This is a genomic window from Bacillus sp. 01N42_2 (assembly GCF_056399565.1).
Map to the genome: position 1 here is coordinate 151,988 of NZ_JBFTRO010000005.1, position 20,162 is coordinate 172,149.

The 20,162-nt window shown below is 48.1% G+C and carries 23 protein-coding genes and 1 pseudogene; 10 read left to right on the forward strand and 14 right to left on the reverse strand.

The genetic code is table 11. The features are described from left to right. Positions 1 to 17 precede the first annotated feature (17 nt). Positions 18 to 1,268 (forward strand): M48 family metallopeptidase, encoded by a 1,251-nt coding sequence (locus AC1DN5_RS13010; RefSeq protein WP_366969585.1) that lies wholly within the window; start codon positions 18 to 20, stop codon positions 1,266 to 1,268. A 43-nt stretch (positions 1,269 to 1,311) separates the two neighbouring features. Here the strand turns inward: AC1DN5_RS13010 and AC1DN5_RS13015 are convergent, their stop codons facing one another. Further along, entirely contained in the window at positions 1,312 to 2,460 is a 1,149-nt protein-coding gene (locus tag AC1DN5_RS13015; RefSeq protein WP_016938318.1) for a S8 family peptidase, read from the reverse strand. Between the two features lie 487 nt (positions 2,461 to 2,947). Here AC1DN5_RS13015 and AC1DN5_RS13020 point away from each other — a divergent pair, with 487 nt between their 5' ends. Then, positions 2,948 to 3,787 carry an ABC transporter substrate-binding protein gene (locus AC1DN5_RS13020; RefSeq protein ID WP_047476716.1) on the forward strand — a complete coding sequence of 280 codons (840 nt, stop codon included), beginning with the start codon at positions 2,948 to 2,950 and terminating at the stop codon, positions 3,785 to 3,787. Positions 3,788 to 3,802: 15 nt separating this feature from the next. On the opposite strand, the gene AC1DN5_RS13025 is transcribed toward AC1DN5_RS13020, so the two are convergent. The 7 genes and pseudogenes from AC1DN5_RS13025 to AC1DN5_RS13055 all read right to left on the reverse strand — a co-directional run bounded on the left by AC1DN5_RS13025 (position 3,803) and on the right by AC1DN5_RS13055 (position 10,580). After that, positions 3,803 to 4,378, reverse strand: a complete 576-nt coding sequence (locus AC1DN5_RS13025; protein WP_047476718.1) for a histidine phosphatase family protein — start codon at positions 4,376 to 4,378, stop codon at positions 3,803 to 3,805. A gap of 50 nt (positions 4,379 to 4,428) precedes the next feature. After that, positions 4,429 to 5,520, reverse strand: a complete 1,092-nt coding sequence (locus tag AC1DN5_RS13030; RefSeq protein ID WP_366969583.1) for an acetyl-CoA C-acyltransferase — start codon at positions 5,518 to 5,520, stop codon at positions 4,429 to 4,431. After that, a complete protein-coding gene (locus AC1DN5_RS13035; RefSeq protein ID WP_366969582.1) occupies positions 5,508 to 6,944 on the reverse strand; it encodes an acyl-CoA synthetase in 1,437 nt (478 codons plus the stop codon). Before AC1DN5_RS13035 ends, AC1DN5_RS13030 begins: the two co-directional genes overlap by 13 nt. Positions 6,945 to 6,955: 11 nt before the next feature. Next, positions 6,956 to 7,513 carry a biotin transporter BioY gene (locus tag AC1DN5_RS13040; RefSeq protein ID WP_016938313.1) on the reverse strand — a complete coding sequence of 186 codons (558 nt, stop codon included), beginning with the start codon at positions 7,511 to 7,513 and terminating at the stop codon, positions 6,956 to 6,958. A 130-nt stretch (positions 7,514 to 7,643) separates the two neighbouring features. Continuing rightward, positions 7,644 to 8,285, reverse strand: a complete 642-nt coding sequence (locus AC1DN5_RS13045) for a methyl-accepting chemotaxis protein (RefSeq protein ID WP_395941030.1) — start codon at positions 8,283 to 8,285, stop codon at positions 7,644 to 7,646. Positions 8,286 to 8,450: 165 nt separating this feature from the next. Then, positions 8,451 to 9,038, reverse strand: a pseudogene (locus AC1DN5_RS13050) (protoglobin domain-containing protein); the annotation flags it as partial. A gap of 18 nt (positions 9,039 to 9,056) precedes the next feature. Further along, the gene (locus tag AC1DN5_RS13055) at positions 9,057 to 10,580 is read right to left on the reverse strand and encodes an FAD-dependent oxidoreductase (protein ID WP_366969581.1); all 1,524 of its coding nucleotides are present in this window, start codon (positions 10,578 to 10,580) and stop codon (positions 9,057 to 9,059) included. Between the two features lie 123 nt (positions 10,581 to 10,703). On the opposite strand from AC1DN5_RS13055, the gene AC1DN5_RS13060 reads away from it, so the two are divergent. Beyond that, positions 10,704 to 11,561 carry an SDR family oxidoreductase gene (locus AC1DN5_RS13060; protein WP_007610477.1) on the forward strand — a complete coding sequence of 286 codons (858 nt, stop codon included), beginning with the start codon at positions 10,704 to 10,706 and terminating at the stop codon, positions 11,559 to 11,561. 29 nt (positions 11,562 to 11,590) lie between these two features. Here the strand turns inward: AC1DN5_RS13060 and AC1DN5_RS13065 are convergent, their stop codons facing one another. After that, positions 11,591 to 11,824 carry an IDEAL domain-containing protein gene (locus tag AC1DN5_RS13065; protein WP_045925286.1) on the reverse strand — a complete coding sequence of 78 codons (234 nt, stop codon included), beginning with the start codon at positions 11,822 to 11,824 and terminating at the stop codon, positions 11,591 to 11,593. Positions 11,825 to 12,140: 316 nt separating this feature from the next. Here AC1DN5_RS13065 and AC1DN5_RS13070 point away from each other — a divergent pair, with 316 nt between their 5' ends. The 3 genes from AC1DN5_RS13070 (at position 12,141) to AC1DN5_RS13080 (ending at position 13,458) form a co-directional block, all read left to right on the forward strand. Further along, positions 12,141 to 12,719 carry a competence protein ComK gene (locus AC1DN5_RS13070; RefSeq protein WP_045925287.1) on the forward strand — a complete coding sequence of 193 codons (579 nt, stop codon included), beginning with the start codon at positions 12,141 to 12,143 and terminating at the stop codon, positions 12,717 to 12,719. Positions 12,720 to 12,863: 144 nt separating this feature from the next. Then, positions 12,864 to 13,235 (forward strand): iron chaperone, encoded by a 372-nt coding sequence (locus AC1DN5_RS13075; protein WP_366969580.1) that lies wholly within the window; start codon positions 12,864 to 12,866, stop codon positions 13,233 to 13,235. Positions 13,236 to 13,323: 88 nt separating this feature from the next. After that, a complete protein-coding gene (locus AC1DN5_RS13080) occupies positions 13,324 to 13,458 on the forward strand; it encodes a hypothetical protein (RefSeq protein WP_016938307.1) in 135 nt (44 codons plus the stop codon). Here AC1DN5_RS13080 and AC1DN5_RS13085 read toward each other — a convergent pair. Continuing rightward, positions 13,451 to 14,161 carry a YrpD family protein gene (locus tag AC1DN5_RS13085; protein ID WP_366969683.1) on the reverse strand — a complete coding sequence of 237 codons (711 nt, stop codon included), beginning with the start codon at positions 14,159 to 14,161 and terminating at the stop codon, positions 13,451 to 13,453. The two genes, AC1DN5_RS13080 and AC1DN5_RS13085, sit on opposite strands and share 8 nt — an antisense overlap. A 195-nt stretch (positions 14,162 to 14,356) precedes the next feature. On the opposite strand from AC1DN5_RS13085, the gene AC1DN5_RS13090 reads away from it, so the two are divergent. Continuing rightward, entirely contained in the window at positions 14,357 to 14,626 is a 270-nt protein-coding gene (locus AC1DN5_RS13090) for an excalibur calcium-binding domain-containing protein (RefSeq protein ID WP_016938305.1), read from the forward strand. 32 nt (positions 14,627 to 14,658) lie between these two features. Here AC1DN5_RS13090 and AC1DN5_RS13095 read toward each other — a convergent pair whose 3' ends face one another. The 4 genes from AC1DN5_RS13095 to AC1DN5_RS13110 form a co-directional block, all read right to left on the reverse strand. Further along, positions 14,659 to 14,976, reverse strand: a complete 318-nt coding sequence (locus tag AC1DN5_RS13095; protein ID WP_016938304.1) for a YbjQ family protein — start codon at positions 14,974 to 14,976, stop codon at positions 14,659 to 14,661. A 40-nt stretch (positions 14,977 to 15,016) separates the two neighbouring features. Then, positions 15,017 to 16,486 (reverse strand): sodium:solute symporter family protein, encoded by a 1,470-nt coding sequence (locus tag AC1DN5_RS13100; RefSeq protein ID WP_366969579.1) that lies wholly within the window; start codon positions 16,484 to 16,486, stop codon positions 15,017 to 15,019. Beyond that, positions 16,483 to 16,683 (reverse strand): DUF3311 domain-containing protein, encoded by a 201-nt coding sequence (locus AC1DN5_RS13105; RefSeq protein ID WP_003155162.1) that lies wholly within the window; start codon positions 16,681 to 16,683, stop codon positions 16,483 to 16,485. The genes AC1DN5_RS13100 and AC1DN5_RS13105 overlap by 4 nt, the downstream gene beginning before the upstream one ends. 120 nt (positions 16,684 to 16,803) lie before the next feature. Next, complete coding sequence (locus AC1DN5_RS13110) at positions 16,804 to 17,163, reverse strand: YhjD family protein (RefSeq protein WP_016938302.1); 360 nt, start codon at positions 17,161 to 17,163, stop codon at positions 16,804 to 16,806. 150 nt (positions 17,164 to 17,313) lie between these two features. Between AC1DN5_RS13110 and AC1DN5_RS13115 the strand changes: the two genes are divergently transcribed. The 3 genes from AC1DN5_RS13115 to AC1DN5_RS13125 all read left to right on the forward strand — a co-directional run bounded on the left by AC1DN5_RS13115 (position 17,314) and on the right by AC1DN5_RS13125 (position 20,076). Further along, positions 17,314 to 17,940: a TVP38/TMEM64 family protein gene (locus tag AC1DN5_RS13115; protein WP_366969577.1), complete on the forward strand. Its 627-nt coding sequence runs from the start codon at positions 17,314 to 17,316 to the stop codon at positions 17,938 to 17,940. After that, positions 17,937 to 18,452 carry a signal peptidase I gene (gene lepB, locus AC1DN5_RS13120; RefSeq protein ID WP_016938300.1) on the forward strand — a complete coding sequence of 172 codons (516 nt, stop codon included), beginning with the start codon at positions 17,937 to 17,939 and terminating at the stop codon, positions 18,450 to 18,452. Before AC1DN5_RS13115 ends, lepB begins: the two co-directional genes overlap by 4 nt. 145 nt (positions 18,453 to 18,597) lie before the next feature. Beyond that, positions 18,598 to 20,076, forward strand: coding sequence for a monooxygenase (locus AC1DN5_RS13125; RefSeq protein WP_366969576.1), 1,479 nt, complete (start codon positions 18,598 to 18,600; stop codon positions 20,074 to 20,076). The last annotated feature ends 86 nt before the right edge of the window (positions 20,077 to 20,162 follow it).

Below are 20,162 nucleotides of genomic sequence, written 5' to 3' on the forward strand. Positions count from 1 at the left end.
TAAGGAGGGTGACTTCCATGCGCAAATGGATTGCGGCAGCGGGACTTGCCTATGTGCTGTACGGCCTTTTTTTCTATTGGTATTTCTTTATGACAGGAGACTCCTCGGTCCCGGAGGCCGTAAAGGGAACGAAAGCCGATCCGGCCTCGTTTATGGACCCGGGCCGCCTGGCAGCCGCTGAAAACTATTCAAATGTAAAGGATTTTCTGTTTTTTATCGGGGCGCCGTTAGATTGGTTTTTATTTTTTCTGCTGCTCATTACTGGGCTTGCCAAAAAAATAAAGCAATGGCTGGAAGCAGCGGTGCGCTTTCGGGTGCTGCAAATCGTAAGCTTCGTATTTGTCATTTCACTCATCGTTATGGCTGCTTCGCTTCCGCTTGAGTGGATCGGATATCGGGTTTCGCTTGCGTATCATATTTCGACCCAGACCGCAACAAGCTGGATCAGAGACCATGTCATTGATTTCTGGATCAGTTTTCCGCTGTTTGCCGCGTGTGTGCTTGTGTTTTACTGGCTGATCACAAAGCATACAAAAAAATGGTGGTTTTACGCTTGGTGTCTGACCGTGCCGTTTACCCTGTTTTTGTTTTTCCTGCAGCCGGTTGTCATTGATCCTTTATACAATGATTTTTATCCGCTGAAAGACAAGGAGCTGGAAAGCAAAATTTTGTCGCTTGCCGACAAGGCCGATATTCCCGCCAGCCATGTTTATGAAGTGAATATGTCGGAGAAAACGAACGCGCTGAATGCGTATGTGACGGGCATCGGTTCGAATAAGCGCATTGTTTTGTGGGATACGACTCTTAACAAACTGAAGGATCCGGAAATTTTGTTCATAATGGGGCATGAGATGGGGCACTATGTGATGAAGCACGTGTACATTGGACTTGCCGGGTATCTGCTGCTGTCATTGGCCGGGTTCTATATCATTGACAAGCTTTATAAGCGGCTGTCCAAATTCTTCGGCCGAATGCTTCATATAGAGGGGCCTAAAGATCTGGCCGCTCTCCCGCTGTTATTGCTGCTCATATCCGTGCTCAGTTTTGCTTCTGATCCGATTACGAATGCCGTCTCCCGGTATCAGGAAAACGCTGCCGACCGTTACGGCATCGAGCTGACCGGAAACCGGGAAGCGGCGATTGAGACGTTTCAGGACTTGGCCGATACGGGACTGAGCCGGGTCAACCCGCCGTTTCTCGTCAAAATTTTCAGAGGGAGCCACCCGTCGATTATGGAGCGGATTGAACATGCGGAGGAAGAAAAATAATAAAAAACCGGCGGGGCCAAGGCCGACGCCGGTTTTTTATGTTTTACTGAGCTGCCGCCTGTACGTTGATCAGCCCTTTTCCGTAGTAGAAAGCATCACCAAGTTTTGTAGTGGTGTTTTCTAAACTGCTGCGGACTTGAGTGGTTGTCCAGTTCGGGTGCTTAGAAAGAATTAAAGCAGCCGCTCCGGCAACGTGCGGAGATGCCATTGACGTACCGTTGTATGCTCCGTATTTGTTTCCGGGAAGCGTGCTTTGGATCGATACGCCAGGTGCCATGACATCAAGCTCAGGCCCTACGCTTGAGAAAGATGCTCTTTGATTGCTGCTGTCAACAGCGCCGACTGCAATGACAGAAGGGTATTTACCAGGATAGCCCACTGTGCTTGAGCCGCCGGAAGTGCCTTCGTTACCGGCTGCCGCAACCACTACGACGCCGGAAGCAACGGCTTTGTCAACTGCAGCTTTTAACGCTGAAGAACCAGAAGGTCCGCCGAGACTCATATTAATAACGTCCATTTTGTTTGCGATCGCCCACTCAATTCCGTTAATGATCCAGCTGTACTGGCCGGAACCGTCAGCGCCGAGAACTTTTACCGCGTAAAGGGATGCGCTTGGCGCAACGCCTAATACACCGATTGAGTTATTAAGAGCCGCAACTGTGCCGGCAACGTGAGTACCGTGAGAGTTTCTGTCTTGGAAAGGATTTGTTTCAGAAGGAACCATGCTGGCTCCGCCTGCCACCTTTAAATCAGGATGAGAAGAATCAATACCGCTGTCGATAACCGCTACTTTAACATTTGATCCGGTGAAGCCTTGAGAGTGCAGAGCAGGGGCTTTGATTTGAGATACGCCGTAAGGCACGGATTGCGCGTACGCTTTTGCAACGTGATCTTCTTCAACGTAAGCGACGCTAGGGTCTTTTTTCAGCTCTTTTACAGCTTTTTCATTTAATGTAGCTGAAGCCGCGTCTACATATTTGAATTGCTTCTGTACTTTTCCGCCTTTTTCAGAAATGACATCTTTCTTCTTAGCGGCGCTCATCGTGCTCATTGTCTGTTTGAACCCGACAATATATTTCTTTTCCCCGTTTGATTTTCCTGCCGCCTGGGCAGAAGACGTGCTGCCGAACGCCATCGTAAAGATTAACGCTAAAGCAAACAGCAAACTGATCCATACCTTTTTGCCTCTCACTCTTTATCCTCTCCTTTTTTTCATTTGCAGAATAACCAATAGACAGACTATTCTGTGGATTAATTGTATAGTATGGAATAATATTTTAGTAGACCCAATTTTTTTCATCCCGTTTTATTTCTATTTAGGTATATCAACTCTCTTTCATTTAGTAGGAACCCGAAATATTTAAATTTTAATGGAAAAAACCGATGGAAGGACATGAGTAAATGTACACAAGCGCAATGACTCGCTTGTTTACTGGGTCGAATGTTTTGCTTCCATTTTTGGATGCTTCACCAAAAACAGGATAAATGTCACTTTTTGTTGAATACAGAAGACTGATGGACGTGAAAACAGAATGAGAAAAAGCCCCGGCATGAATCAGTCTTTGACTTCCTTGGTGGAGAATAGCTATGAAACCATTTTATAAAAATAATGATTATGAATATCATTGATGCTTATCTTGATCATGATATAATTGCGGAAAAACGAAAGAGGGGAACAGATGAAACGATTCAGTATGCTGATGCCGATCTTGGCCGTCCTCGTCATATCGGCATGTTCAGGACCGGAACATGAGACTGCCATCAGACATGATCTGGGGACCTCACATGTGCCAGCGCATCCGCAGCGCGTCGCCGTGCTGAATCCGGGTTTTAATGATACCCTCCATGATCTCGGCATAAAGCCTGTGGCTGCGGCCGATAACCGGTCACATCCCGACCTGAATAAGATCGCTTCGCTGAAACCCGATCTCATCATTGCAGACTCAAGCCTGCACGAAGGGATATACCATAAGCTGACGGAGATCGCTTCGACAATCGCTTTAAAAAATGAAGATGCGGATTATCAGGATGCGGTTGACGCCGCCCTTACCATTGAAAAGGCGGCCGGTAAAGAGGGCATCATAGAGAAAAAGTTGTCGGCTCAGGAAGAAAAGCTGAATGACATCAAAAGAAAACTGGATGCAGAAGGCGCCTCGATTTTAATAATGAACGCTGTAAACGGCAGCTTTTCCGTAAAGGATGATCAATTTTTTACGTCCCGGCTTTTAACGCTCGCAGGGTTTACCTATGCGGTCCAGACAGCTTCCGGCGGAAAATCTGAGCCTATCAAAATGACACCCGGGGGGCTTTTGCATATCGATCCTGATTACATCGTGCTGTTGGGCGGAGAGAAAGAGTTCCAAAAGAATCCGATCTGGAAACAGCTTAAAGCCGTGAAAAACGGACATGTTTACCGCGCGGACAGGGCGGTTTGGACGGAACGCCGGAGTATTGACGGTGCGGACGCCATATTACATGATCTGCAGGAAAAAATGCCCGCTAAAAAGGCCCGGCACTGAATGCGGGCCTTTTTGCTATGCTTCTGAAAGGTGGCTGCTTACATTGTAATCCTTGACGCGCCACTTATTTTCAATTCGTTCGATATTGCTCAGACAAGCATTGACAAGCTTTGCGTTTTGTATGTCGGTGTCACCGTCAGAAATGGCGGACAAGAGGGCATGAATGGCTGCGCCGTGAGCGACGATCAGTACTTTTTGATCAGGGAAGCGCTCCTGAACTTTCACTAAACCGGCCAGCATTCTGTCTGTCAGCTCCTCTGCGGTCTCCATGTTCGGATAGTTTTTATCCGGATAGCGCTTCGACCGTTCCGGTAAAGACATTCCTTCCGCATCCCCATAGCTCCGTTCTCTGAAATCTTCCATGACGACGATAGGAAGATTCAGAAATCCATTAATGATGTCGGCTGTTTTTCTGGCCCGTTTCATCGGGCTTGACACGATGACATCCCATTTGAAACCTTTTAAGTATTCTCCTGTTTCTTTCGCCTGACGCTCTCCCGTCGCATTTAACGGAATATCCGATTTGCCTTGAAGCTTCTTTTGGGCGTTCCAATCAGTCTCTCCATGTCTTACTAAACAAACGGCAGTCATAAAGTCTCCACTCCGATCATTTTTTATCGATATCATCTATTATACTGCCGTTACGTTAACACTTCAAAGAGAAGCGCCAGTCCGACTCCGCCTCCGTTGCCGATCGCTGCTGCTGCAAAGCGGGCATCCGGCCGCCTTTTTGCTTCATAAAAAAGCCGGGTGACAAGCGCCGCTCCGGAAGCCCCGTACGGATGTCCGACGGCCAGAGCGCCGCCACGGACATTTATTTTAGAATACGGCACTTGAAGCTGCTGTGAAAAGACGCATATTTTGACGGCAAACGCCTCGTTTATTTCGTATATATCAATGTCATCAGGTGACAGGTCCCGCTCCTTCAGCAGTTTTTTGACGGCATACACCGGAGCAGCTGACGGATAATGCGGATGGACGCCGCTTACCGCGCTTCCGATAAAACGCAATCTCGGCTTTAAACCGAGAGACCGCGCTTTTTGTTCTTCCATCACACAGACTGCCGCCGCCCCGTCAGAAATTCCGCAGCTGTTGGCGGCGGTGACAGAGCCTCCGGGCTGAAAGACGGGTTTGGCGCGGGCGATGAGAGGCTCCATGTTCCGCTTTTTTTGCATGTTTTCGTCAGCGGCGAATCCGCGAAAGGGGAGGATCTCCCGGCGGTACAGGCCGTCTTCGTGCGCTTTGACGCTCCGTTCATAGCTGAGAAGGGCATATTCGTCCTGCATCTTTCTCGTTACCCCGTAAGCCTGTGCCGTATACTCGGCTGCTATGCCCATATCAGGATCGCCGATATGTTCAGGAGAAAAACGCGCGCGCGATGAGAAAGGGGAGCGGCTGCTGCTCTCCGCTCCTCCCGCGATATACGTACTCCCTGCGCCGGCTTTTACAAAATGACACGCGATTCTCACGGCATCAAGCCCGGAGCCGCACTGTCTGTCGATGGTCGTCCCGGACACGCTCAAAGGAAGTCCGGCTGCCAAGGCTGACAGCCGGGCGAGGTTTCCGCCGCGGCCCGTCGCATTTCCGATCAGGACTTCATCAATGTCTTCGGGTGTGTTCCGGCTCAAATGGCGGATCAGCGGAGCGGCTAAATCCTCAGGAAGACAGTCCTTTAACAGGCCGTTTTCCCGGGCGAAAATCGTCCGTTTCGCATCCGTAATTACCGCTTCCATTCCATCATGTCCTTTGCCTGTTTTCGTATGGCGGCACGGGCGATCTTTCCGCCGGCTGTTTCCGGTATTTCTGAAAACAGCCATTTTTTCGGGATTTTATATGCTGCCAGCTGTTCGCGGCACCGTTTCTTCAGTTCCTTTATATCCGCATGTCCGTCGATCACCGCAACGGCGATGCTGCCCCAATAGGCATCAGGCACACCGGTTACGGCCGCTTTTCTGACGCCCGGACAGCCGTTGAGCACACGTTCAATCTCTTCAGGAAACACGTTCAGGCCGCCGGATACGATCATCCCGTTTTCACGTCCTTCGATATATAGATAGCCGTCACTGTCGACATACCCCATGTCGTCAACCGTCATCCATCCGGAATCATCAGGCTTTGCGCCGCCGATGTATCCCGAAAATTTCATCGGGCTGTTCACAAAAATCTTCCCCGTTTCGCCCGGCATGCAGCGTTCTCCTCCGGGACGGCGGATTTCGATTTTAACATGATCAAACGGCCGGCCCGCCGCATTTGCCTTTTTTGCGCCGTCTTCAGGCGATAAGAAAGCCACGAAACTCAGCTCGGACGTACCGTAAAAATCATATAACCGCAGATGAGGATAGCGGTCTGACAGCGCTTGTTTAGACGAAGCCGGCCAGTCTGCGCCGGAAGAAATCACCTTGAGCGGTTTATCCGGAAACGCTTCTGCCGAGAGCAGGGCGTCGGTCATTGTCGGTACGGTATACAGAACATCAGCTTGTCTCAGCCAGTCTTTCATCCCGGCCGGATTGAATTTTCTTTGAAGGATGACGGTTCCGCCGATAAACAAAGTGCTGACGGCGCCGTACAAAAAGTGTGATGAGCGCAGCGTGCCCGGTACCAGCACTTTGTCATCAGGGGAAATGCCGAATTCACGTTTCGTACAAGAAAAGCTCTCCAGCCACGAACGGTGGGAGCGGGTGAAGGCTTTCGGCTTTCCGGTCGAACCCGAGGTGAACCCGGTATAAAAGGGCAGGCCGGCGTTTTTGATAAAGGCGCCTTCTGTTTTCTCCGCCTCGATACAAGATCTGCATTCATCCCACAGAATGACGGGTGTTTTGACGCCGTTCAATCTGACGCTCAGCCGGCGGTCACAGATGACGAGATCGGTTTTGCTGATGTGCAGCTGATCCGCGAATTCCGCCGCTGTCGAGCGGGGATCTAACGGTACCGCCGTGCAGCCGGCATGCGCCGAGCCGGCGAATAGTTGTAAAAAAGGGATTTCATTCGGCAGTAATATTGCAATGTTTTTCGGCTTACCTGACAGGCTGCTAAGCCAGTTTGCGGTCTGGTTTACTAGCCTGTTCCAAGTTTGATAGTTGATCTTTTCTGTTTCTGTCTGAATGGCGATTTGTTCCGGCGCTTGTCCGGATGTTTCTGAATATGATGATGTAATCATGATGAGTAAAATCAGCTTCCTTTCGTCGGCAAAAGCCGGCTTGCTTGAAGAGTTTTTCTGATTCTTACGGCTGCGAAAGAGGCTGCGGCCGCTTTAAGCAGATCTCCCGGCACATAGATGAGGCTGAGCTTTACGGCAGTCATGATATCAATGTGCATCATAAAAGCCTGAACGGGAATGCCGATGACATACAAAAACAGCACGCCGAACAAAAACTGTCTGATAAACAAATGGGGTGCGCTGGCTGAGCGAAGGTTTCGGATGCTGAGGCTAAGCAGGAATGCCGCAAGCGGATATGCGATGAGATACCCGGCGCTCGGCCCGAAAAAAACCCCGAACCCGCCTCTTCCGCCCGAAAGGAGAGGCGCTCCGCATGCCACAATCAGCAAAAACAGCAATTGGCTTAAAAACGCGGCTTTCGGTTTTAAGATGCTTCCTGATAAAAGCACACCGATCGTCTGGAGTGTAATCGGAACCGGCGTAAAGGATAAGAAAAGCGGGGGGAGCAGCCCTAAAAGTCCCATAATGGCGGTAAACACGGCAATATGCATCATTTCTGTCAATTTCATTATGTATTCCTCCAGCTTATCAAAATATGTTTATACAATAAATCGAGTCTTTATATATGTCAACATCATTATATTTTTAGTTTACATTAAAAAGACCGGCCCTTTATAAAAAAGGCCGGCCGGTTTGTCTTTATTCTTCTGTGAGGATAACAAGTGAATCAACGGATGATGCAACATGGGAAACGGCGCGGCTGACTTCTTGAAGGCCGCCGAGAAAAGCCTGTAAATCAACGTCGATTTTGCCTGTCTGATCTTTGCTCGTTTTCATGCTTTGGACGATGTCATCAAACAGACGGTTGATCTGCGTCATTTTTTCTTTCGTTTCACCCACAAGTCCGTTTACATCTTTAATATGTTTGGACACGATGTTGATTTGTGTATTGGTATTGTTCACAAGCTCTGATACGGTGGAAACGGTTTTTTTCGTATCCTCTGAAAGCTTTCTTACTTCCGTTGCGACAACGGCGAAGCCTTTGCCGTGCTCCCCGGCTCTCGCAGATTCTATTGAAGCGTTTAATGACAGGAGATTCGTTTGCTCGGCGATCCCCGTCACGATGCCGAAGATTTTTTCGATTTGCTGGGCAATGTCATTCAGCTTATCCATTTCTTCTTCAATATGCAGAAGGCTGGCGTCGATTTTATTCAATTGCTTCTGCTGGCTTTCAAGTTCTTTTTTTCCGCCGATTGACTTTTCTTCTACATGTACGGAAGTGACGGTGCCGGCTTTTGACGCCTCGGAAATGTCCTCTGATTTATCGACCAGCTCCTGCACGGCTCTGCTCGTTTCTGAAAACAGATCAGCGAGTGATCCGGATGTTTCCTGAATTTTTTGATGAAGACGGGCTTTCTTTTCTTCTTGCTCGTCCCGCTGGCAGTTATATTCGGTCTGGAACGCTTCAAGGACGAGCTGCTGTTCGAGATTCAGTATTTTCGTCGTCGCTTTGATCGCTTTTAAAAGCTCATGCAAATCCGGGATGGAAGCTTCATATATGTTCATCATCGACAGAAGCAGATCCTGAAACGCCCCCATATACCATTTCGGTTCAAGGCCGATCCGCAAATGAATGGAAGCGATGCGCTGTCTTTTCTCAATGAACTCATCATCTATCGTGCCGGCGAACATTTCGTGGATGTGACGGCGTAATGTTTTTTTCAGGCGCTCGACCGTGCTGTGGTCGTTAATGATCGTCATTAATGATTTTTCGTGATCCAGGTTTCGATAAAAGGAATCGACGATGGTGGAAATATGTTCTTTGATTAACGGCTGCAGCTCTTCAAGCACATGAAGCTCTTCGTTTCCAAGCCTGACCATTTTCAGCTGCTTTTTGACATCTGCATATTGATTTGAAAGCTCGATGCGTTTTTTGCCATCGGCTTCTGAAAAATAAGCTGTTTCTTTTTTGCTGTCTTTTTTAAATAACAATATTAGTTCCTCCAGATATTCTCTTTTTCTTTTTATCGGTTTGGAAGGAACTTGAATGAAGGAATCTGGTAAAAATATTTTAATGCAAAAAAATAAAACCATTCATACAGAATGGTTCAGTTAATCTTGCGTGATGCGCTTCAGCGGCTTGATGGCGGGACCTTCGGCAACCCCGCCGTCAGGTGTGAACCGGGAGCCGTGACAAGGGCAGTCCCACGTCCGTTCGCCGTCATTCCATTCAACCTCACAGCCTAAATGGGTGCATGTCGTGTCGACAAGATGCAGGCAGCCTTTTTCATCTTTATAGGCGCCGGCCCGTTTGCCGTTTACCGTTACGATTTTTCCCTCTCCGGGCTGAAGGGACTCAGGTGAAGCGTCCGGCCTTTCAAGTTTGCCCGAGATAAGGTGTTTGGCTACGTCGGCATTATAGGAAATCAGTTTTTTCAGCCCCGGATCTGCGTGGAAACGTGACGGGATAAACAGACCGGAGAACGGGTTCTTTTTGTTTTGGATATGATCGGCCAAAAGCTTCGCCGCAAGGGCTGAGCTTGTCATGCCCCATTTTTTAAAACCGGTTGCCGCCAAAATATATTCTTCATCGCCTGAGATCGGACCGATGAACGGGATTTTGTCAATGGTGACAAGGTCCTGTGCAGACCAATGATATGGGATGCTTTCGACTCCGATTGTGTCTTCTGCAAATTGTTTCAGCGCTTCGTAATGCTCGGACATTTCTTTTCCTTGGCCTGTTTTGTGGCTTTCGCCGCCGACGAGCACCAGTTTTTCACCGTTCAGCTCTGTATAGCGCAGTGATCTGGACGGCTTGTCTATGCTGAGAAACATACCGTCAGGATACGCTTGCTTCGGTTTTACCGCGAGTACGTAGGATCTGCTGGCATACATTCTGGCGGCATAAAGCCCTCCGCCGTCATAAAAAGGAAAGTGGGAGGAGCAGACAATGTAGCGGCACTTGATGCCGTGTCTGTTTTTCGTGACCACCTCAGGCTGCGGTTCTTTTTTAATGTCAATTGCCGCCGTCTGTTCAAAAATCCGCGCTCCGTTTTTGACCATCTCTTTCACAAGCGCCGCGCCATATAAAAGCGGATGAAATTGCGCCTGATTCTTCATGGCAAGGCCGAGCCTGCAATTAACAGGGACGGGGAGTTCTTTCACAAGCTCATGTTCAATGCCGAGCTTGGTATAGGCTTCCTGCTCACTGCGGATTTTTTTGACGCCGGCTTCCGTATTCGTGTAAATATACGCGTCTTGTTCAATCAGTCTGCAGTCAATCGAAAGGTCCTTGATGATCTGCTTCATGTCTTCCATAGCGCGAAGATGGGCTTCGAAATACAGCCTTGCGCTGGTCAGTCCGATCTGCTGAATAAGATCGGCATAGATGAAATCATGCTGGGCGGTGATTTTTGCGGTCGTGCCCGCGGTCGTCCCGTTTAAAATCCGGTCTGCTTCAATGACAGCGACACGGAAGCCTCTTTTCGTCAGTTCGTATGCCGTTGTCAGGCCCGTAATTCCTCCGCCGATAACCGCAACGTCGCATTCCGTATCTTCAGTCAGGGCGGGAAAGGAAGGAATGTCAGCTGTTGCTTTCCAATAGGAAGCAGATTCCTCGTTTGAAAAAGCAGTCATTTCAAATTACCTCCTCTATTGTATATTCTTAATTTTTCCAATAAGTCTATATTCATACATGAAAGTCGTATAAGATGCTTAAATTACTCATAATATAGTAATTAATGTAAAGGAGTGATTAAATTGGCGAATCAGAAGAAGAAAACCTTGCCGCCGCAGCATCAAAACCGGCAGCCGGGCTTTGAATATGTAATGGACCCGCGCCCTGTGTTTGACAAACCGAAAGCGGCGAAAAAACTTGAAGGAAAAACTGCGATTATCACGGGCGGAGACAGCGGAATCGGACGCGCCGTATCCGTTTTGTTCGCGAAGGAAGGCGCAAATGTGGTCATCGTTTACTTTGATGAGCATCAGGATGCCGAAGAGACGAAGCAATATGTAGAAAAAGAGGGGGCAAAGTGTCTGCTGATCGCAGGTGATGTCGGCGACGAAGCCTTTTGCAACGATGTCATCCGTCAGGCGGGCCAAGCCTTTCCTTCCATTGACATCTTAGTCAACAATGCGGGTGAGCAGCACGTGCAGCCGGGGATTGAGAAAATCACGAGCCATCAGCTCATCAGAACGTTTCAGACGAATATTTTTTCAATGTTTTACTTAACGAAAGCCGCGCTCCCTCATTTGAAAAAAGGAAGTTCAATCATTAATACGGCCTCCATTACCGCCTACAAAGGCCACAAAACATTGATTGACTATTCAGCGACAAAAGGGGCGATCGTCACGTTTACAAGATCTCTGTCCCAGTCTCTTGTCACTCAGGGCATCAGGGTGAACGCAGTGGCGCCGGGGCCGATCTGGACGCCGCTCATTCCGGCGAGCTTCTCGGCGAAGGAAGTGGAAGTCTTCGGCTCAGACGTGCCGATGCAGCGCCCGGGAGAGCCTGTTGAGGTGGCACCGAGCTATTTGTACTTAGCAAGCGATGATTCTTCCTATGTCACGGGACAGACAATTCATGTGAACGGCGGCACCATCGTAAACGGATAATATAAAAAAGCCAATCCATATGGATTGGCTTATTCACTCTGTTTGAGTGCAGCATATTCTTTAGAAAGCGTAAGGAACGCTTCTTTATTTTTATCATCAAGCGCTTTATCAATCTGTTTTGTCAGCGTGTGGAGCCGGCGTTTATACAAGGATTCGTCGAGCACCATTTGAATGTAAATATCGGCCATTGTCACATCGAATTCATTTGCTTTTTGCGTGTTGCGGGACTTCATGAGCTCAGTGTACGATTTTTTCTCTTTCATAAAGAATCCCCCCAATGCCTTTTTTATAGTATATGGATAACAGCCGGAAAAATCAATTAATTTTTATAATCTTTAGACAACTAATACTTGGAAATATATCGACATATCCTGCAAACTGACGAAAAATTGAAAAATAACATTGTATAAATGTTGTGAAAACGAAATTAAAAAATAATATTTAAGTAGTAAATTAAGACTAAATTATATCTTTAAAAGGTGATTTTTAGCTATATTCAAAAAAAACCTGTCGTTTTCCAATGACAGATGATAGATTATTAGTATAAATTTTCAAGAAAAGGATTGGAGGCTGCACATTATGTGCCAGAAAACACACGCACCCTTAGAAAGCTACGAAGTAAATCGTTCAACCATCGCTGTTTTGCCTGAGGAAATAGACGGTAAAATGGGGTCGAAGATCATTGAAAAAGATTGCATTCTGTATGTCAGCATGAAGCCGATTCACATCATTGACAGAAGCTGCCGCTACTTTGGCTCCAGCTATGCCGGGAGAAAAGCGGGAACGTATGAAGCGATTAAAATTTCTCACAAGCCGCCGATTATGGTGGACCCTTCAAATCACATCTTTTTATTCCCTACACTTTCTTCTGCAAGGCCTCAATGCGGCTGGATATCTCATGTGCATGTTAAAGATTTTCAACCGACCGCATTCGATGATACAGCGGTCACATTCTCAAACGGCAAAACGATGGAGCTGGAAGTATCTTATCATTCTTTTGAGAATCAAGTTTACAGAACCGCCTATCTCAGAACCACTTTTCAGGACAGGATGGGCAGCCATATCCCGAAGCGGCAGGAATTCATGCTGTACCCGAAAGAAGAGCGGACTAAAATGATTTACGACTTTATTTTGCGGGAGCTGGGGGAGAGATATTAGAGAAAGCTGTGATGTGAAGGGACGGGCCCTTTCCTTTTGGGAAGGGCTTTTTTGATTTACATGCCCGGGCAGAGTTGTATCGTCTCCGTCTGTTGGCTATGATGGTGGAAAGAGTCATGACATTATATTTTAGGAGAGATGGGCATGGATGTATTTGCAAAATATGTATCAGAAATCGACAATCCGGATCACCGGCTCAAACTAGAGGAAATCCTGTCTTGGACGGCTGACCGATTCCCGAATTTACAACCGCAGATCAAGTGGAATACGCCGATGTTTACTGATCACGGCACCTTTATTATCGGCTTTGCAGCAGCGAAGCATCATCTAAGTGTTTCCCCCGAAGAAGCGGGGATTGCGCACTTTGCCGATGACATCGCCCGCGCCGGCTATAGCGCCACTTCCCGTTTGTTCAGAATTCAATGGACTAAACCGGTGCATTATGATCTGCTTGAAAGCATGATTCAATTTAATATTCAGGAGAAGGCAGACTGTTCAGCGTTTTGGCGGAAATGAACGAAAAAATATTAAAGCACAAACCTGATCAGGAGCTTTTTTATGAAAAGTAATCCTAAGGGATTTGCGTTTCCGGCGGAGGATCATCATGCGTTCATCGCCTGAATACCCGGGTTCGGCGAAAACGGCTTTTCCTTCAGGCGAAATCTTCGCGGTAAAGTGCGGGATTGACATAACGAAACGCACGATGGCAGGAATCGTGCGTTCGGAATTCTTTATTTGACGACAGACATGCTGACGCTGCTGCCTGACACCGTCACTTTGGCAAAGTCCTGTGTATCCACCACAGGTGTGACTGCTTTATTGTCGATCGTGATGTTTGTAAAAGCTGTTGAGAAGTTTGATTTGATGTAAGGGCGCTGATCCTCTGATGTGACCGCAACGGTGGCGAGCGCTTTCCATTTTGAGACCGAACCTACATTTGTTTGTGCGAGTTCTGAGATGATGCGGCCGGTGTACCCGTCATTATTCGTGCCCCAATATGTGGCGCGGGTATTACCGTTCAGATTTTTGTAAATGGTCAGCTGTACGGTGCTGCCGGGCCGGAAGCCTTTCGTATAGGTGAATTGGCTTTCTCCTTCCAGATACCGGACCTGGCTTTGCCCTTTTGAGCCGACTTTCATGATCGGTTTCCATACATGATACGTTTCACTGTACTGAAGCCCGATATCGGCCTCCGTGCCTCCGGTAAATCCTGAGTAAATATAGGCTGTCCCATTTGACACCTGAATCGAGCTCGGAAGCTGAATTTTCGTGACGAGAACAGAGCCCGTACTGTTCAGGTAGGCCCTTCCGCCGATTCCTTTGCTGAGCTGGGACGCCGCTTCCGCCGTATTGGGGCTGATGACCCCAGGAATATCCGCAGTACATGCGCCGAATAGAACGGCTGAAGTGAGCACACCCGCAAGAAGCCCTTTTTTCATCATCATTTCTCCTCCTATCATCATAGTCAGATAGCGCTATCAATTCATATTATAAAAGGTTTTGGAAGAAATTCCATAAAAGAGATCCAAACAAATGTAAATCGAAACTTTTTTCCTATTTATCTTGTAAATGGAGATTATTTGAACTATGCTATGTTCAGCAATACCGCATCACTCAGGAGAGGGGATAGATAGAGTATGAAAAAGACGGCAGCTGTGCTTTTGTCTTTCGGTCTGGTGTTCGGATGTTCATACGGGGCGGGGCAGACAGCAGAAGCGAAAACAAAGGTGAAAACGTATCAAAACTGCAAGGCGCTGAATAAGGTGTATAAGGGCGGCGTGGCCCGGACGTCAAAAGTGAAAAACAAAGGCGGCAGAACAAAGTACAAGCCGTATGTCTCAAAAGCGCTTTACGATGCAAATAAAAGACTTGATCGTGATAAAGACTATATCGCATGTGAGAAATAAAAAAACAAGCCTCTTTAAAGAGGCTTGTTTTTTTACATTGATTCGATGGTGACGGCGGTTCCGTATCCGATTAATTCGGACGTGTTCTGTCCGGCGGTCAGTTCGAACCGCAGGCCGACGATGGCGTTCGCTCCGAGCTGCTCCGCTTCTCTGATCAGCCGTTCTTTCACCGCTTTTTTGGAGTCTTCCAGCATTTCGGTATAGCTTTTTAATTCGCCGCCGACAACAGATTTTAGGCCTGCAAGCAAGTCTTTTCCGATGTGACGGGACTGGACGATACTGCTTGTCACCAGGCCTTTTACTTCCGTAATCTGTTTTCCGGCGACGGTTTCAGTTGTTGTCATGATCATGCGGCTTTCCCCCTCCATGTGTCTTACCGCTATTTTACCATTAAGCCGCTTTTTCGGTTGCGCTGATTTGTTTTTTTCTGACTGCGGCACTGACTGCAAACATGACGGCGGTGTTTAAAATCAGCGCGATGATGCCTGTATTCATGTCTTTCACGATTTGCGGAAGAAACGGAAAGAGGGTTCCGATGGTTGATTCGGTCAGCGTGATGAAGGCGACCGTCCCGATCCCGGCCGCTATGCCGGCAAAAGCGCCGTGGCTTGTGATAAAACGCCGCTTCGGCAGGCTGAATAAAAGCGCGGGGAAAAGCTGGGTGACAAGGCTGTAGCCCATTAAAAGCAAGGTGACGATGGTATTTCCGCCTTTCAGCGTAAAATATACGGAAATCAGCGCAATAACGGGTACGGCATATTTTGCGAGCCGTGAAACTTTTTTGTCAGTCGTGCCGGGCCGGATTGCTTTGTACACATTTTTGGCGAACAGCGTGCTTGAGGCCATGAGTATCATTGAACCGGGGACAAGCGCCGTCAGAATGCCCGCCGATCCGATCAGTCCGACAAACCAAGGATCAAAGGTTTTCACTGACAGCTTTAATAAGGCGAGATCCGTGTCCGCCCCTTTTAAACCGGGCACCTGCAGAATCGCTGCAAATCCGGTAAAGATGACAAACAGCAGGACAAGCTGATAAAGAGGCATGATGATCGCGTTTTTCCGAAACACCCGCGGATGCTCCGCCGAATAGGAAGCGGCAAAGGTATGGGGCCACATATAAAAGCCGAGAGCGGTCAGCAGGACGGTTGAGCTGAACCATGAAGGGCTCTGTCCGGTTTTAGAAAGTGTAAGAAATCCGGGTTTTGCGGCGTCGATTTGTTTGAACATCTCCGCAAAACCGCCGTAGTAATGAATGGGCAGATAAATGCCTAAATACAGGACGATGCCTAAAATCATGATGTCTTTGACGACTGATATCCACGCTGAACCGTGGATTCCTGAAATCATCACATAAATCGTGATGGAGACAGCGCCGATCCAGACTGCGGCTGATGGCGGAATCTGGCCGTACGACGTTGCTGAAACAATTAATCCGAGCCCTTTCAGCTGCAGGACGAGATAGGGGATGAGAGATGCGATGCCGACGAGCGATACGAGAATGCCGAGGAGCGGGCTGTTGTATTTTGAAGTAAAAAAATCAGATTGCGACATCAGTTTGTGCTGTTTGGCGTATGTCCACACGGCAGGCAGAAGCCAATATGACAAAATGTAGGCAAGACAGCCGTAAGCGATAATGTAAAAGGCGGGACCCCCTTTTCCGTAAGCCCATCCGCTTCCGCCGAGGAATGTGAAGGTCGTGTAAATTTCTCCCGCCATTAATAAGAAGACAAACATCGTGCCGAAGCCGCGTCCGCCCACCGTCCATTGTTCAAGATCCATCTTTTTTCCTTTTCGGGCGCGGATTCCGAGATATACACAAAACAGGAGCACGGCGGCCATTACGGGAAATGCGGCGTTCATTCCGTCTCACCCGCCTTGTTTTCTTTGTCCAATTTGTAAACCGCAGCCATCAGAACAGAAGTCAGAACCGCCCAGATGACGACATATGCGAGAATGAAAGGCATTCCGAAAACATAAGGCGTCACCCGGTTGGCGAATGGAATGCCGGCGAGAATTCCGAAAAAGGGCAGGGCAGCGAGAACATGAATCAGTTTCATAACATTCCTCCTTTTCATTGAAAACAGCGTGTCCCGAATTATAAAGAAAATCATGTCGAATGTATAGTGTGAATAGTCTGAATTTTATTGATTGAAAGGAAAAGCAGTCACGGCTGCTTTTTAAATGGCTGCAAGAGACAGGTAATACTCCAATAAGGCGGTTACCTGTTCCCGTATTCTCGGGTTGAAATAACGGTGTTTTTCTTCATAGCCGTTAATGGTGCATATATAAAGCGTAAATGCTTCATCTCTTTGGGCTTCGTATATTTTGATTTTACGCTTTCTTAACTCTTTTCGAACATCACTCAAATCCTTTTGTGCTAATTTTAAAGAGCAGCTGATAAGCTGTTTATAGGGTTGTTTTAATTTGAACGGGCACGAATCAAGCGCTTCGAGATCCCGATTCAGAATGGCGGCTGCCATGGGCAGAAACAGCCCTTTTTCGATGAGGTCGCGGGTGCCGCTCCGGATGTCAGGCATAAATACTCCTTCTTTCTTAAAAGAGAACATTTGTTCTTATTTTATACTCGCTTACACGATATTTCAAGTCGGAAAATCTCGTAAACATTTTCGTTTTTTGGAGATAATGTGTAGAATAAGGATAGACAAACTCGTTAAGGAGTATAAACGTTGGAGCAATTTTTATCATATTTGACTGAGGAACAGCTGACGGAATGGTTCCAAAGCTATAGAGCTTTCGGCCCGGCTGCTGCGGTTTTACTGCCTTTTATTGAAGCGTTTCTTCCGTTTTTGCCGCTTGTTGTATTTGTGGTGGCGAATACGAATGCATTTGGACTGTGGGAAGGTTTTTTTCTGTCGTGGCTCGGATCTGCGGCAGGATCACTGCTTATGTTTTATGCCGTCCGCCGTTTCGGACAGAAAAGAGCTTTCGGTTTCATCCGCAGGCATCAGACCATAAGGCGGATGATGCTGTGGGTTGAGCGGCACGGTTTCGGTCCGCTGTTTATTTTACTTTGCTTCCCCTTTACGCCGTCCGCTGCGGTTCATATCGTTGCCGGCCTGTCACGGGTGGGGGCGCTGCAGTTTGTATCAGCCGCCGCTATGGGGAAAATGGTCATGATCTTTATGATCAGCTTTATCGGGTATGACCTTCACGCGCTCTTTACACAGCCTTTCAGGATGGCGGGCGCCTTAACGGTGATAACGGTGCTGTGGTATGCAGGAAAGCATATCGAACGGCGTTTACAGACGAGGATCAGTCAGCATGAGAAAGACGGAGGGAGACAGGAATCTTGAAAAAACGATTTTGGTTTATAGCCGGCGTGCTTATCGTTGTTTTGGCCATACAATTAAAAAATGCCATTTTTATTGATTATAAAGTCGAAGGAATCAGCATGAATCCGACCTTTAAACAAGGAAATGAGCTGATAGTCAACAAGTTTTCCCATCGTTACAAAACGATCCGCCGTTTCGATATTGTCCTGTTTAAAGGCCCACACCGCAAAGTGCTGATCAAACGTGTCATCGGGCTCCCGGGCGAGTCGATCGCTTACAGGGAAGACCAGCTGTATGTGAATGGAAAACGGGTTTCAGAACCGTTTTTAAAACCGTTAAAGTCATCATTGTCCGCAGGCAGCCATGTGACCGGTGATTATACATTGAAGGAAACGACCGGGCGCAAAAGCATACCGAAGGGGCAATATTTCGTTATTGGCGACAATCGCATATACAGCCTCGACAGCCGCCATTTCGGACCGATTAAGGATAAAGACATCGTCGGGGTCATCAGTGAATCAGACGCCAAGTGAACGGCGTCTTTTTTTCGGAAATGATTGTCAAAAGGCAGAGGGAAGATTATAATGGAGATTGTTACGCATGAAACAAAAATCAAGCGTTTTATTTTTGATGATTTTGTTGCGCGCGTAACAATAAATATGAAAGAAGGCTGATGAGATGGAAACACAGGCTGCCATTATCGGGGGAGGTCCGGTCGGGCTCATGCTCGCATCAGAGCTTGCGCTTGCCGGAGTGAAAACGACTGTCATTGAACGATTGAAGAAGACGGTGCCCTATTCCAAGGCGCTTATCATGCATCCGCGCACACTGGAGCTTTTTGCAATGAGAGGCATATTGAAACGCTTTTTGGATAAAGGGACGAAGGTGTCATCCGGCCATTTTTCGATGCTGGATACACGGCTGGATTTTTCCCGGCTGGATTCTAAGCAGAATTATTCGTTAATGCTGCCTCAGGCTGATACGGAGCGGCTCTTGGAAGAATATGCATCAAGTTTAGGCGCAGATATCATCCGCGCGGCGGAAGCGGTGTCCGTTACCCAGACGGATGACGGAGTGGAGACGGTGTTCCGGGACGAAAACGGGATCCACACTCTTCACAGCTTATATGCCGCGGGTACAGACGGAGCGGGGAGCATTGTCCGTAAACAGGCGGGCATCGCTTTTTCGGGCACTGATGCCGACTTAATAGGAACCCTCTGTGATGCCGTTTTGAAAACTCCGCCTGAATCTGCCTTTTTTTCAACGTGCGGTCTGGCGGGATCGGTTGTCATTGTCCCTCTTACGGACGGGCTTTTCCGCGTCCTGATCGTTTCTCCGCACGCTCCGCAAAAGCGGAAAGAAGAGCCGGTCACAGAAAAAGAGCTGAAAGAAGACCTGCGGCAGATATGCGGCACTGATTTCGGATTGAGTGATCCGGTGTGGACGTCAAGGTTCGGCAATGCCGAGCGTCAGGCTGAACAATACCGCTCAGGCCGGGTTTTTGTGGCCGGTGATGCGGCGCATATTCATTTTCCCGCAGGCGGCCAAGGGCTGAACACGGGGCTTCAGGATGCCTTCAACCTCGGCTGGAAGCTGGGGGCGCAAATGAAGGGAAAAGCGGCGCCTCATCTTCTGGACAGCTATCATCAGGAAAGGCACAGCGCGGGAAAAGAAGTGTTGCACAATATAAAAACCCAGATCAAGCTCATGGATTTTACCGAGTCGGGGATGGCATTAAGAGAAACGATGACCGCTTTGCTCGATTTTCAGGAGGCCAACCGTTTATTGGCGGGAAAAGTATCCGCGCTTGATCTGCATTATGAACCGGACCCGGAGCTTGCGCCGCATTTCCTGAACGGAAAACGGCTGCCCGATATAGAGCTGATTCTTCATGACGGCCGGCCGGCCCGGCTGTATGATTTTCTTCACAAGGGCGGCTTTGTGCTGCTGGCATTAAGAGGAAGCATTCCCGCCGGTATTGATACGGACAGTGTGGCGACTGTCAGGGCGGCGCTTTTTGAAACACGTATCGGCTGGGATGACGTCCATTCTGTTTTGATCCGGCCGGACGGCCACGCGGCTTGGGCGGCCGGCGGCTCGGGATGTGAAGCGGAAGAAGCCGTACTGGCTGGTTTGGAGAGATGGGGGTTCATCTGATACTCTTTTTTGCGCCTGTGTGATTGTTTCTTCCGTAACAAAACGTTATAGTAAAGGAAACAATTCATACGGAAGGGTGACTCAGC